Below are 13,393 nucleotides of genomic sequence, written 5' to 3'. Positions count from 1 at the left end.
TCCCTCCCAGAACATTTGTTCTTTAGTTTATTTTATCACGAACATATGTTCTGGTAAAGCCCTTCCGGATCTAAATTTATAATCATCAGCAAGCTCGTTTTGTGGATAAGTAAGCTTGTTTTGTGAATGAGCGAGCTTGCTCAGTCGCCCGGCAAGCTCTTTTTGTGGATGAGCGAGCTTTTTTCGGAAGAATGAGCGGCTCAATCGTTCAGCAAGCTGGGCTCTGTCTTCGGGAATATCCTCCGGCTTTAAGCAATCATGTACAGCATAGGTCCCAGACCTTCCTTAAGATGTTAAAGCCATCAGGCTGACTGGATGAAATTATTTTTGATGGTTTTATAAAGAGAAACATTGAATGACGGGATATGTCACTCTTTGTCAAATTATTGGCCCTATATTAAAAATATAATCGATTTATAATTAAATTGTAGCCGCCCCAAGTTCCACGAAAAACCAAAGCGGCGAACGCGACCCGGAAATGCACCAAACCAAAAAAGGGAACCAATGGCACTATGGAATGAAAATCCATTCTGGGGTGGACGCAGGCAGCGGCTATGTCCACACCGTAACGGCAACTTCAGCCAATGAGCATGGGGTATAGCCACGCCTTTTCCAGGGGAATACCCTTGGAAACAGGTCAAATATGGTGAATATTAGGTCTTAAATGCTTCAATTAGTAAACGAGATGTTTTATCAATTTTATTTAGCGAATAATCCTATTTTTGTTTCTAATTTTGCATCACCCCGAGTTTAACCTTTAATTCATTTCAAACGTTATAAAAGAACTATATATAAATTCAATTGCCCTTTGTCGGAAACAATAGAATAGGACGTTCCTCGATATTTAATCGTTTAAATAAAATAATCATTAAATCAATAACAAACCTTCTCTTTAGCGATAATTTTGAATTTAGCTTCGACATAATTATTTAATGGTTTAAATAAATCTGACTATCAAGTTAGCTCCGCAAGAAAATACGAAGGTATGATAGAAATTTGGACCTAACCCTCGCCCTTCCCTAGAGAAGTTGTTCAGGGAAGCCGATTCGACGGGAAGGGTAACCCATAGCCGCTGACCTCTAAAAGCGTTGTGATAAACCCTGTCCGAAGGCCAGGGTGAACACAAAAGCTCAGAGAAGCAAGTGATAAAGTCGGTGTTAACATCCTTTTGCAGGTCGAATCGAAGTGAAAGAGACTTTATCACATGGCTTCTAAATGCCTTGAATTGCGAAAGCATCGGTTGCTGCTTGAAAAAAGTCATAAGGCGTTGAAGGCTTCAGATCTTAGAGTTCGAAGCCCAAGGTTACCCTTCCCCTTGTATAATCTGCTTTCATAGGCTGCTCCGGGGAAGGGCGAGGGTTAGGTCCATTGGCGTCATGATTTATCCTCCAATTCCTTTATTCAAAGTGACAGATAGGGTTCTCCTTACTTGGGGGTACAGAACCATATAGTGTTTGCTGAGTAAACTTGATACTCAGATAAATAAATAATTATTTAAATCCAAAATCAAACCAAAGATTCTTTTTCGCCGGAAAAGTGAATGCCTGTTCGTCCGTTTAACCCGGGTTGGATTTTCGGGTGACAACGTGGCCTATAAAGAAAATATACCAGTCCCCGAATGGCCAGTCTTAATCAGGAAAGGAGGGGAAAACGAAGTTGATTTGGCCCATAATAAACAAGGAGATGAGTAAATGAAAAAATTGATTTCCGCGGCTGAGGTAACATCAACGACGACCCATTACTTACAACGGGTAGATCCGGCCAATGGGTTCAAAATCACTAGCACTTTCTGGAATGCCCGCATTAAAAATGAAATCATCAACTGGATACCTTGGTTGGAAAGCCAATTGTCCAACACCGGTTTGGTTGAGGGCGGGATCCAAAACTTTGTCAACGCCGGTAACAAATTGGCCGGGAAATCTTATAGCGCTCATGTCGGCCACCCGTTTGCCGATCAATATGTCATCAACACAGTGGAGTCGATGTGCGCGGCTTTCATGATTGATCCGCAAGGCGACACGGCAATTATTGACGCCCAAAACGCCATGAAATCCAAATTGGCCGATTGGATTCCCAAGATTCTCTCCGCCCAGGAATCCGACGGGTACCTCCATACTTACACCACCCTTGGCGGTTATGCCCGGTGGAGCGATAAGACCGCCCATGAAGGATATGTCGGAGGATTTTTCATTCAGGCCGGTATCATGCATTACCTCTATACCAATAAAACAGATCCCACTCTTTACAATGCTGCGAAGAAACTGGCCGATTGTTGGTGCAGTAACATCGGACCGGGCACATCCCATCCGAATTGGTACGACGGTCATGAAGAAATGGAACGGGCCTTGTGCGGGTTGGGGATATTCGTTAACCAAAACGACGGCGCCGGTAAAGGCGATAAATACATTCAACTGGCGAAAGTGTTGCTGGACAACCGTTATGCCGGGCCGGGCAATGATTATGATCAAAGTACGACTTATCCGGTCAATCAAACTGCGGCAGTCGGGCATGCGGTCCGGGCGATGTATTTATATGCCGGTATGACCGATGTCGCGATGTTACTCAACAATTCCAGTTATGGAAATGCCGTGAATGCAATTTGGGACGATTTCGTGAACCGCAAATTATATATTACCGGGGGCGTGGGCAGTGGCGAGACTTCCGAAGGCTTTGGCGCGGATTACTCACTGCCCAACGAGACCGCCTATTGTGAATCGTGTGCGGGTACCGGAAACGTTTATTTGCAACGTGAAATGAACCTCTGGACAGGCAACGGCAAATATATTGACCTGCTCGAAAACGCGTTATACAACAATGTACTTGGCTCAGTTGATCTCAATGCGCAAAACTATACGTATACCAATTCCTTAGATACGACAGCGGCCCGTTATTCTTGGAATAGCTGTCCTTGCTGTACCGGCAATATTCCTAGAACACTTTTGGAACTTCCAATGTGGATGTATGCCAAGAGTGGCGATAGCAATAACCTCTACATCAATCTCTATGTTGGCAGCACCTTTACGATTAATGGGGTAGCCGGCACCAATGTCCAGGTCGTTCAAGCAACGGATTATCCGATTAACGGTAATGTAACCATTACCGTCAATCCTTTAGTCACGAAAGCTTTTACGATTTACTTGCATTCGCCGAACCGTTGCCCGAGTGGTTGTTATACGGCGACTCCCAGTAATAACGAAATCAGCTCGATTTCAGTTAACGGGACTTCTTACAGTACCGCAGCTACCAATGGTTATGTAGCCATTAACCGTACTTGGGCCGCAGGCGATAAAATTACCATGACCCTGCCGATGGTTGTACAACGAATTAAGGCTGTCAGTAACATTACAGCTGATAACAACAGCGTAGCCATCCAGTACGGGCCGTTAGTCTATAACCTGGAAAGCGTTGATATTCATAATGACACCAATTTCATCAAACACGTTCTTTCACCTGCGGCGCCGCTGTCCGTGCAATGGAATGGTTCATTGTTGGGTGGGGTCAACACGATTCAAGGGAATTTTGCGGACGGTATGGCCTTTACTTTGGTACCGAATTACGCCCGGTTGAACCGTGGGGGGCGTTCCACAGTTTGGCTACGCGATACGGCGGTTCGTGATTAGCCCAATTGCCCAAGCGGCAACCCCAGCGACGTCGTATTGTTCGAGTCGAGTCCAGCGACAATTCGGCTATTCCAAGTATCATATCGCGGAATAGCCAAGAACTTGAACCGGGTCTTCATGCTATTTGCCAGTGCCAATTTGGTGATGTGCATTCCAAAGGGGCTTGCCCCTTGGCACACGACTTTGCGAAGCAAAGTCGTGTGTATTATACGCTCTGTCAGCGTTGCCGCTTCAAATGCCGTTGCCGCCGTGGAGGGCAAGGGCGTTTGAAGCGGCAGGAAAGCGGGCGAGAATTAGCGGCAATGGAAGCCGCAAATAACAGTCCGATTTCAGTAGCGGACATGGCGTATATGAGCCTCTGCACATCGTTAACTTTGGGGTTTTACAAACTCTCTCTTGAAAAATGTATTAGGCACAAAAATAGCATATTTCCAGCCCTGAGTGGGTAAAGCAAAGTAAAAAAACGCCTTTTAGAAGCGTTGTGATAAAGTCCTCAAATTCGGAAATCATCCTTTCAATGGACTAAAAAACGACTTTATCACTTGCTTTTCTGAGCTTTTGTGTTCACCCTGGCCTTCGGACAGGGTTTATCACAACGCTTTTAGTGTCATCCCAGATACTTTACCATACGTTTTAAGTTAAGGCGGTCGCCGATAAGAGTCGGTGGTCTCGCGCCGAATTTATTCTCTATTTGCGCGTCCATCGGTGCGTGTACCTTCCTCTGCTTGCAAGTAACGTAAATCGCTATAATATTCCATCAATAATAGAAATCGAGTTTTCTAAAAAAACAATAGCTTTCTCATAAGATATTGCGGCATTTTTGAGAAGTGGCGCAACCGCGTTACTGCGTTCTTCATCAATACCCCAAGGGGAATCCCATGATAGATATGGTTTTGCTTTTTCAAGATATCTTGCTTCTTCTTCAAACATATCTGCGGCCCTGCGAAGTGAATCTTTCGCACTTTCAGAATATTTAACAGAAATCTCTCGAAGAAAGATTACCGCCGCTTTTCGAACGGACGCATATATATCCGAGCAATAGGCATCAGCTGCATCACGCTCTTTACCTGGTTGTGAATAAAGCCTTGCCCATTCATGGTAAAACTCAATGCCTTGAAGCAAATAAGACTCTCTGTCCCCGCCCTTGTCGATTTTCTTTCTGGCATGGGTGACTGCGTTTACCAGCGCATTTTTTTCGGCTTTTTTATTATCGAATATACCGGAGCATTCGCCAACCAAGATAGCTCCAAAAGGTGGGCAGATGTCACAGCTTGCGGCCCTATCCCAAGATGCACGCTCATATTCGGTATTGCCAAGATAAGAGCCACGTCCGATGAACTGTTTTTGCTGTTCATCAAAGCCGCAAACAACATCCCATTCAGAGTTTGTAAAAGCATGCCAAACAAGGACGGGTTTCCCTAATGAGATATATTCTTTTACTGCTTCAATCATCTTGTTGTTTTCATCTTCGTTTCCGCAAGACATTTCATGGATTGAATAACCTAAGCTTCTGATAAAATCAGGTGTCCACACATCATAGACGCAGGTCGGTCTGCTGGGGCAACCCCCTGCAATCTTGAATGCCGCTCCGGAAATACCTCCAATATATTCCGGTGAAAAATTACTTCCTAAATAGGAAAGAACAATCCTTGCTCCTTCAAAGAGCGGTTCTTTGTATCGATACTTGTCTACATTCATCAGTATCATTTCATCTTCTCCTTTCACGTAGGTTACAGACAGTGAAAAAAACATTCGGTAATATGTCTTTAGTGGACTGCCCAAATTACGCGCAGTAGATGGTGTCACGTTATATAAGCGTTTGAACGCAACAGTAAACGCATCCGGCGTTTCATAGCCGTAGCGCAACGCAATATCAATGATTTTATCTTCTGTGTTAAGAATGTCTTTTGCCGCAAGTGATAAACGCCTACGCCGTATGTACTCCGACAGCGCAATACCGGATGCCAGCATAAAAAACCGCTGAAAAGCACCGATAGAGCAAAGCGTTATCTTTGCTATTTCATCGTACTCTATCGTACCGTCAAGATGCTCTTCAATATAAGATAGCGCATCGTTCATCTTGTTAATCCAGTTCATTTCTACATTTCACCTTCTTTAATCATTAATTAGAGTAGCATATAAAAAAATATTGCGCCCGTTATTTTTAAGCGGGTTTTGACGATGCGAGTTTTTTGTTTTTTTAAAAGCTGACTCAATCCGCGCAGGTTTCGAAAGAATGCGATCCTTCGTCCCACTTCCTTATATATTGGGAAAAACCTGTCCTGATCTTTTTTCCGCATGGATTGGCGCACTCCATTCAGTTCCACAGTCATGAAACACTTGCTATATTCATTGTACGGAGGGAATTAAAAGCGTTGTGATAAACCCTGTCCGAAGGACAGGGTTATCCACAAAAGCTCAGAGAAGCAAGTGATAAAGTCGATTTTTAAACCTTTTTGCATGCTGGTCTCGTTTCGAAAGACTTTATCACATGGCTTTTAAATCAGTGCACTTACGGCTTTAATGTCCTAATTTGAGGATGTCTAATGGGCTAAATCGTGTTAAACTTCTCAGGGATTGAGGAAATAGGGATGATGGTTGTTTGAAGATGCAAGACCGAAGACAAGTTATTATTTATTTTTAGCGCGATCTCTGGAAAAGCTTTTTCCAATTGAACGATCATCCAGCCGCGCACATCCTGGCTACCTTCCTGCCACATTTTAACCAGCAATATAAAAAATGTCCGTAATTTTGAGTCCGGGACATAGATCAAGTTTTCGTTGGAATTTCTTGCGGAACCGTCATCGCCAAATTAAATCCAATCGGTGGAAACTTCATGGAAACGCGCCAGTTTTATCAATTGGGGCATCACACCGGCTTAATCAAATGAGCGTTTCCTATCCTTCGTAAGCTCAGCCATCCTACTTTCTACTTTCTCATTACCGATTGTCTTACGCCATATTTTCCACCAATTGTATTTTCATGCCGTTTGGATCCTTGATGAAGAAAAATTTCACATGGGGGTTCGGCTGGAGCGGGCCGCTGTCAACCGGGATGCCTTTTTCTTTAACCAGCGCGAGCGCCTTATCGAGAGAGCCGACTTCAAATCCCCAGGAAATGTCGTTGCCGACATTGGAATCCCTGTTCTCGCCGTCGCAAATGAGTTCGATTTTTGTTTCCCCGCTATCTAAAAAGGCAATTTCCACTCCGGGTCCAGCGCTAAATTTGTTTACCACCTCAAGCCCGACGATGTCTGTGTAAAACTTGATTGATTCTTCCAAGTCCTTCACTCTTAAAGTGCTCCAACAGAATTTCATAGGATTGCCTCCTCAAAAAATAAAATTGAGTAAGACGAGAGTTCTCAACCAGTTCATTTATCCGTCCGATACTTCTCGAAATTTTCCTCGCTGATCGGCAACAGAAAAATCACCGGGTCCAATTCTAATCCTGCCGCTATGGCGAACAAAATATCCAATGAATAAGAAACATCCGAGCCGGATGCCTCGATCTTGCTGATATAGCTTTTGCTATAACTGATTTTTTCGCCCAAAGTCTCCTGCGAGATACCCCGTTTACTGCGATAAAAAGCAATTCTTCTGCCGATCTCCCGATACTTTCCAGAAAATTATCCTTCAAACCGAACCGCCTGACTCATGATTCAAATACTGATTATCAAAATGAACGCTGACCGTATCCACCGGCGCAAAGAGTGCCGCAACCTGGATGTCCAATCCCTCGGCGATTCGTAAAAGCATATCAAAGGAAAAACTGATTTGGATGTTTGGCGCTTCGATTTTGCTTAAATGACTGGCACTAATATCGATTTTGGCAGCAAGTTCTTCCTGACTCAATCCGCGCAGGTTCCGAAAGAATGCAATCCTTCGTCCCACTTCCTTATATATTGGAAAAAACCTGTCCTGATCTTTTTTCCGCATTGAAGTATGCACTCCTGTTTAGTTAAACAATTACGAATACTTGTTATGTCCATTATACGGAGGTAATTTATTCAATGCACTTGCGTATATTAGATATTAATATTCTATTTTAAGGATATATATGGTATAATAAGGATAAATTTGTTAGAAAAATCCTGGACATGGTTGATTTTTTTATAGCGATAGGTTGAAGCGAGCTTTTATCTATCTTTCAAGCTTCGCGATAAGCGCGGGAATTATTAAACTGGAAGCGGACCGGGATTAAAAAGAAGCAGCGGGTAAAGCCGGTCATGCTTTTAATGAAGGAAGCTTCAAAAAAACTCGTTTCTTACTATAAAGGGGTTAAATGGGGAATTGAGGTATCAACCAAGGATGTCCATCGATATGGATACAATTTCATTACGAATGCTCTACGAACAGATCGAGCTTCTCCGTGACCGGATGCAGCAACTGCGGAATGAAAAAGGTTATACCGATCCCGAGGTTTTAGACGCCAGTATCGAATTGGATGGTTTGCTGAATGAATATCACCGGCGGGTCGCGGCAGAAGGCTGGCGCTGACAGTCCGGCGCCATGGAACCGGGAATGCCGGCGGCTTTTGGCCCGCGCCGTTCAAAGAGATGAAAGTTTCAAAGCTGCTAGCGCCGCGTGATTGCAGAGAGCTCAAAGGGAAGAACTCTCTTTTCTTTTGGCGTCGTTTTAAGGATACGTGACCGGGTTGAGGAGCTGAAAGAGGCTTATTTTGTAAATCATGGATCTCTTTGGGTGATTGAGAGAGCTCACTCAGTCGTTCAGCAAGCTCTTTTTGTGGATGAGCGAGCTGGTTTTGTGAATAAGAGAGCTCGCTCAGTCGCTCAGCAAGCTCTTTTTGTGGATGAGCGAGCTGGTTTTGTGAATAAGAGAGCTCGCTCAGTCGTTCAGCAAGCTCTTTTTGTGGATGAGCGAGCTGGTTTTGTGAATAAAAGAGCTTGCTCAGTCACTCAGCAAGCTCTTTTTGTGATGAGCGACCTATTTTTGTGGATAAATGGATCCGTTTAACGTGGTTAACGGTTTTGGCTGTGGATAAGTCGGGGAAGTGCGGCTAAAATCCTATTACAGCGGTAATAAATTGAATTCAATTCCTTAATTTATCCATCATGGAAGACTTACGGGACAGATGCATCATAGAAATTTAATTCGACTTATTTAGAAGCGTTGTAATAAACCCTGTCCGAAGGCCAGGGTGAACACAAAAGCTCAGAGAAGCAAGTGATAAAGTCAAATTTTTATCCTTTGAAAGAGTGATTTCCGAATTTGAGGACTTTATCACATGGCTTTTAGGATTAAAACTTATAAACTCCTATACGGGTTTTAAGTTTTCATAAGAAATACAGAAACGATATTACTGCCAAATTCATCTTGACTTTTTTATTATCAAGATTTACTATTACAGTAACATAGTTTCTGTAAATGGTTGGTGATGCTGTGAAAGTAATGTTAAAAAAGCTAGCAACCGTCCAAATGGGGTATTCGTTTAGAACCCGACTCGAAGCTTCAAAAGCTGGTGGGATGGCAGTCATCCAAATGAAGAATCTTTTGGACAATAATACAGTTGGCTGTGACGAATTGATGAAAATTGATATGGAGGGGATTAAAGAACACCACCTCGTACGAAAAGGAGATTTAATATTTAGGTCGCGTGGCCAAGCAACGACAGCCGCGGTTCTTCTCGCCGATCCGGGAATGGCTGTTGTGGCCGCGCCATTATTACGAATTAGAATCATGAAGCCGGATAAGATTCTGCCAGAATTCCTGAATTGGTACATTAGTCAGCGTGACGCACAGATTTTTTTAACCAGCAGAGCCATGGGAACGTCTCAGAAAATGATTAGCAAGGAGGCAATAGAGGAGCTGGAGATACCATTGCCTACCTTGGAACAACAAAAAAATATCATTGAGCTTGCCTCATTATCCGAACGGGAATTGACTCTTCTACACAGGTTGGCTGAAAAGAGAAAGCAGTTTATTTCAGTACAATTAATGCAGTTTGCAAAAGGAGAATAAACAAATCATGAGCGGTATGATCGATCAGAAAGATATTAATAACGCGGCATGGGCGGCGTGTGACACTTTCAGAGGAGTTATTGACCCGGCACAGTATAAAGACTACATCCTGGTGATGTTGTTTCTAAAATACATCTCTGATATATGGCAGGATCATTACGAAGCCTACCAAGAACAGTACGGGGATGATGACGCCCGCATCCGCCGTAAACTTGAGCGTGAACGTTTTGTTCTTCCGTTGGTTAAACTGACTGAAAAAAACGAAAAAACCGGTGCAGAGGTTATGTTGGATGAGTTTCCTGCTACCTATTATAGCCTTTATGACCGTAGATCGGCGGCAAACATCGGTGAGTTAATCAATATTGTTCTCGATCATATTGAAGAATCTAACAAAACCAAACTCGAAGGAGTTTTCCGGAATATCGATTTTAACAGTGAAGCCAATCTTGGCAAAACCAAAGATCGTAATCGTCGTTTAAAGCAACTGCTGGAAGACTTCAACAAACCTCAGCTTAATATGAAACCCAGTCTCGTTTCTGAGGATGTGATCGGTAATACCTATATCTACTTGATTGAGCGTTTTGCTTCGGATTCGGGTAAAAAGGCTGGGGAGTTCTTTACCCCGCTCAAAGTCACCGAACTAGTCGCCAAACTTGCAGGGCCCAAGCCGGGAGATCGTATTTGTGATCCGGCTTGCGGCTCCGGCGGTCTCTTGATCCAGGCGGCTAAACAAGTTGGGGACCGCAACTTTGCTTTATTTGGACAAGAATCCAATGGCAGTACCTGGGCGCTCTGCCGCATGAATATGTTCCTGCATAGTTTTGACAGCGCCCGGATTGAATGGTGCGACACCTTAAATAGTCCGCTACTGGTGGAAAACGACCGTCTCATGAGATTCAACTGCGTGGTGGCCAATCCCCCCTTCTCCTTAGATAAATGGGGCGCGGAAAATGCCGAGAGCGATCAGTATAACCGGTTTTGGCGCGGCGTGCCACCGGCCAGTAAAGGTGATTGGGCTTTTATCAGCCATATGGTAGAGACGGCGCTAGAAAAAGAAGGTCGGGTTGCCGTGGTTGTCCCTCACGGAGTGCTCTTTCGGGGAGCGGCCGAAGGGCGTATCCGGCAAAAGATGATCGAGGAAAATCTGCTCGATGCGGTAGTCGGACTGCCGGGCAATCTTTTTCCGACCACCAATATTCCAGTAGCCATCCTGGTCTTTGACCGCTCCCGGGAAAAGGGCGGAGTACGGGAAGATTGTAAGGATGTTTTATTCATCGATGCCAGCCGGGAGTATCTCTCCGGGAAGAACCAGAATACGCTCTCGGACGAGCATCTGGCAAAGGTCATGGAGACCTACACCGCCCGGACTGAGGTGGAGAAATACGCCCATGTCGCGGACTTCGCGGAGATCAAGGACAACGACTTCAATCTCAATATTCCGCGTTATGTGGATACGTTTGAAGAGGAAGCGGAGATCGATATCGATGCGGTTCAGTTGGAAATAGATCAATTGGAAAAAGAACTGGCGGAAGTAAGGGCGAAGATGGCGGAGAAGTTGAAGGAGATTCAACGGTAAACGGGGTTAAAAATCTTTTGAGATAAGGGGGTCGAAAGCATGGACAATAATACGATAGTTGTTTTGACAAATGCCTTTAATTCCATTGTTCAACAGGTTCCGGATTCTGATATTGAATATTGGTTTGCCAGGGATTTGCAAGAAGTATTGGAATATAGCGATTGGCGCAATTTCCTTAATGTGATCGATAAAGCCAAAGAAGCTGCTCGGAATTCCGGCACTGAAGTAAAAAACCATTTTGTTGACGTCACCAAAATGGTCAAAATCGGCTCCAGCGCTGAGCGCCCGGTTGATGATGTGATGTTGACCCGTTATGCTTGTTACCTTATTGCTCAAAATGGCGACCCGCGCAAGGAGACCATTGCTTTCGCCCAAACTTATTTTGCATTACAAACCCGAAAACAGGAACTGATAGAAGAACGGATCCGCTTGCACGAACGTCTTCAGGCGCGTCAAAAACTGACGGAGTCGGAAGCAGAGCTATCAAGAAATATTTATGAACGGGGCGTGGATGATAAAGGATTTGGCCGCATCCGTTCGAAAGGCGACGCCGCTTTATTTGGCGGAAACACCACCGCCCAGATGAAAGATAAACTTAATATCCCTCAGAACCGGCCTTTAGCTGATTTTTTACCTACTGTAACCATCGCCGCTAAAAATCTGGCGACCGAGATTACCAATTATAATGTAAAACAACATGATTTATATGGCGAAATCGCGATCACTTCGGAGCATGTGCAGAATAATACCAGTGTCCGCAATATCTTGGGTGAAAGAGGGATCAAGCCGGAAGAGCTGCCGCCCGAAGAGGACTTGAAGAAACTGGAGCGCCGGGTGAAATCGGCGGAAAAGAAGTTGATTAAGGACAGTGAGCTGCCGGATGGCGGGGCTGTGAATGAACAGGACTAAGTATGAATTGAAAATCGATAATGAGCTTGCAATGGTTCTTGGAAAGATTGCAGAGAAGATTAAGGAGATTCAGGGATGAATGAAAAAATTTCGAGAGAAGTTAAAAATACAAAAATTATTCCTTTAAAAGAGGCAGGTGTTTTGAAATCTGGGGGAACACCTAGTAAAAATAATAATAATTATTGGGGCGGTAATTTCCCCTGGATAACTGCTAAGGATCTCAAAGTCCCAGTTCTTGAAAACTCAATCGACCGACTTACAGATGAAGGGACCAACCATGCTAAAATAGCACCAAAGAATTCTCTTTTAATATTGGTAAGGGGTATGACTTTATTCAAAGATGTTCCTGTTTGTTTAGCAGGTCGTGATTTAGCTTTTAATCAAGATATCAAAGCTTTGATTCCAAAGAAAGATGTTGATCCCAATTATCTTCTAATGTTTCTTAAATCTAAAAAAAGGGAATTGCTTGGTCTTGTTGATTCCGCTGGTCATGGTACTGGACGGTTAAATATAGATTTGCTTGAAAACCTAAATATAGCTATTCCTCCTATTCCTGAACAAAAAGCCATTGCCGATTTGCTTTCAACTTGGGATGAGGCCATCGAGAAGACCGAGCGGTTGATTAGGGCGAAGGAACAAAGATTGGATGCTTATGGTAGGGAACTTTTTAATCGCAAGAATGCCTGTAACTATAAGGGATGGAAATCAATAAGGTTGAAAGACGTACTTATTGAGCATGGTGATAAAAGTACCGGGAATGAAGAAGTCTACTCTGTATCCGTCCATAAAGGGCTTGTGAATCAGATTGAACACTTAGGGAGATCCTTTTCAGCATCAAATACGGAAAACTATAACTGCGCCCATTACGGTGACATTGTTTATACCAAAAGCCCAACTGGTAATTTCCCTTTGGGAGTTGTAAAGCAGAGCTATGTTTCTAAGGATGTTATCGTTTCTCCTCTTTATGGCGTGTTTACTCCTAAGAGTTTTCATTTGGGAATTGTGATCGATTTCTATTTTAGCTCTCCAACAAGGGCTCGTAACTATCTCTATTCCCTTATTCAAAAGGGGGCGAAAAACACGCTTGCAATTACAAATAAAACATTCATTAGCAAGAAACTCCATTTGCCAGTAGATGAAACTGCTCAAAAAGCTATTGCGGAATATGTAATTACTGCAAGGGAGGAAATCGATCTCCTTAAGCAACTGGCAGACAAGTATAAGATTCAAAAAAGCGGGTTGATGCAGAAAATGCTCACCGGAACATGGAGAATTAAGCTCGAAATTATTAACAAATATAGATAATTGTT

General features: G+C 43.6%; 11 protein-coding genes and 1 pseudogene. 8 read left to right on the top strand and 4 right to left on the bottom strand.

The features are described from left to right. Positions 1–424: 424 nt before the first annotated feature. Both EDC14_RS17835 and EDC14_RS17830 read left to right on the top strand, forming a co-directional pair. Positions 425–598 (top strand): annotated as a pseudogene (locus tag EDC14_RS17835) (transposase); the annotation flags it as partial. 1,093 nt (positions 599–1,691) lie between these two features. Further along, the gene (locus EDC14_RS17830; RefSeq protein ID WP_132015662.1) at positions 1,692–3,620 is read left to right on the top strand and encodes a glycoside hydrolase family 127 protein; all 1,929 of its coding nucleotides are present in this window, start codon (positions 1,692–1,694) and stop codon (positions 3,618–3,620) included. Between the two features lie 744 nt (positions 3,621–4,364). Here EDC14_RS17830 and EDC14_RS17825 read toward each other — a convergent pair. From EDC14_RS17825 to EDC14_RS17805, 4 genes are all read right to left on the bottom strand, one after another. Continuing rightward, a complete protein-coding gene (locus EDC14_RS17825) occupies positions 4,365–5,717 on the bottom strand; it encodes a helix-turn-helix domain-containing protein (RefSeq protein ID WP_132015661.1) in 1,353 nt (450 codons plus the stop codon). A gap of 854 nt (positions 5,718–6,571) precedes the next feature. Next, complete coding sequence (locus EDC14_RS17815) at positions 6,572–6,937, bottom strand: VOC family protein (RefSeq protein ID WP_132015660.1); 366 nt, start codon at positions 6,935–6,937, stop codon at positions 6,572–6,574. A 53-nt stretch (positions 6,938–6,990) separates the two neighbouring features. Next, the gene (locus EDC14_RS17810) at positions 6,991–7,170 is read right to left on the bottom strand and encodes a helix-turn-helix domain-containing protein (RefSeq protein ID WP_243663001.1); all 180 of its coding nucleotides are present in this window, start codon (positions 7,168–7,170) and stop codon (positions 6,991–6,993) included. Between the two features lie 82 nt (positions 7,171–7,252). Beyond that, on the bottom strand, positions 7,253–7,555 hold the full coding sequence (locus EDC14_RS17805; RefSeq protein WP_132015659.1) for a helix-turn-helix domain-containing protein: 303 nt from the start codon (positions 7,553–7,555) through the stop codon (positions 7,253–7,255). 384 nt (positions 7,556–7,939) lie between these two features. On the opposite strand from EDC14_RS17805, the gene EDC14_RS17800 reads away from it, so the two are divergent. From EDC14_RS17800 to EDC14_RS17775, 6 genes are all read left to right on the top strand, one after another. Beyond that, a complete protein-coding gene (locus EDC14_RS17800) occupies positions 7,940–8,116 on the top strand; it encodes an aspartyl-phosphate phosphatase Spo0E family protein (RefSeq protein WP_243663000.1) in 177 nt (58 codons plus the stop codon). An 87-nt stretch (positions 8,117–8,203) separates the two neighbouring features. Beyond that, positions 8,204–8,593 carry a hypothetical protein gene (locus EDC14_RS17795; RefSeq protein ID WP_132015658.1) on the top strand — a complete coding sequence of 130 codons (390 nt, stop codon included), beginning with the start codon at positions 8,204–8,206 and terminating at the stop codon, positions 8,591–8,593. Between the two features lie 435 nt (positions 8,594–9,028). Next, complete coding sequence (locus EDC14_RS17790; protein WP_243663004.1) at positions 9,029–9,598, top strand: restriction endonuclease subunit S; 570 nt, start codon at positions 9,029–9,031, stop codon at positions 9,596–9,598. 7 nt (positions 9,599–9,605) lie between these two features. After that, positions 9,606–11,174, top strand: coding sequence for a type I restriction-modification system subunit M (locus tag EDC14_RS17785; RefSeq protein WP_132015656.1), 1,569 nt, complete (start codon positions 9,606–9,608; stop codon positions 11,172–11,174). A 39-nt stretch (positions 11,175–11,213) separates the two neighbouring features. Continuing rightward, on the top strand, positions 11,214–12,083 hold the full coding sequence (dinD, locus tag EDC14_RS17780) for a DNA damage-inducible protein D (protein ID WP_132015655.1): 870 nt from the start codon (positions 11,214–11,216) through the stop codon (positions 12,081–12,083). 75 nt (positions 12,084–12,158) lie between these two features. Next, positions 12,159–13,388 (top strand): restriction endonuclease subunit S, encoded by a 1,230-nt coding sequence (locus EDC14_RS17775; protein ID WP_132015654.1) that lies wholly within the window; start codon positions 12,159–12,161, stop codon positions 13,386–13,388. Positions 13,389–13,393 lie beyond the last annotated feature (5 nt).

Source organism: Hydrogenispora ethanolica (genome assembly GCF_004340685.1).
Classification (GTDB): Bacteria; Bacillota; UBA4882; order UBA8346; family UBA8346; genus Hydrogenispora; species Hydrogenispora ethanolica.
This window is presented reverse-complemented; position numbering and strand designations above follow the sequence as displayed.

What these genes read in the sequence shown, in the direction of transcription:
- EDC14_RS17830 (WP_132015662.1), top strand. Translation starts at nt 1,692, where the DNA reads ATGAAAAAATTGATTTCCGCGGCTGAGGTAACATCAACGACGACCCAT.
- EDC14_RS17825 (WP_132015661.1), bottom strand. Translation starts at nt 5,717, where the DNA reads ATGAACTGGATTAACAAGATGAACGATGCGCTATCTTATATTGAAGAG.
- EDC14_RS17815 (WP_132015660.1), bottom strand. Translation starts at nt 6,937, where the DNA reads ATGAAATTCTGTTGGAGCACTTTAAGAGTGAAGGACTTGGAAGAATCA.
- EDC14_RS17805 (WP_132015659.1), bottom strand. Translation starts at nt 7,555, where the DNA reads ATGCGGAAAAAAGATCAGGACAGGTTTTTTCCAATATATAAGGAAGTG.
- EDC14_RS17800 (WP_243663000.1), top strand. Translation starts at nt 7,940, where the DNA reads ATGGATACAATTTCATTACGAATGCTCTACGAACAGATCGAGCTTCTC.
- EDC14_RS17790 (WP_243663004.1), top strand. Translation starts at nt 9,029, where the DNA reads ATGTTAAAAAAGCTAGCAACCGTCCAAATGGGGTATTCGTTTAGAACC.
- EDC14_RS17785 (WP_132015656.1), top strand. Translation starts at nt 9,606, where the DNA reads ATGAGCGGTATGATCGATCAGAAAGATATTAATAACGCGGCATGGGCG.
- dinD (WP_132015655.1), top strand. Translation starts at nt 11,214, where the DNA reads ATGGACAATAATACGATAGTTGTTTTGACAAATGCCTTTAATTCCATT.
- EDC14_RS17775 (WP_132015654.1), top strand. Translation starts at nt 12,159, where the DNA reads ATGAATGAAAAAATTTCGAGAGAAGTTAAAAATACAAAAATTATTCCT.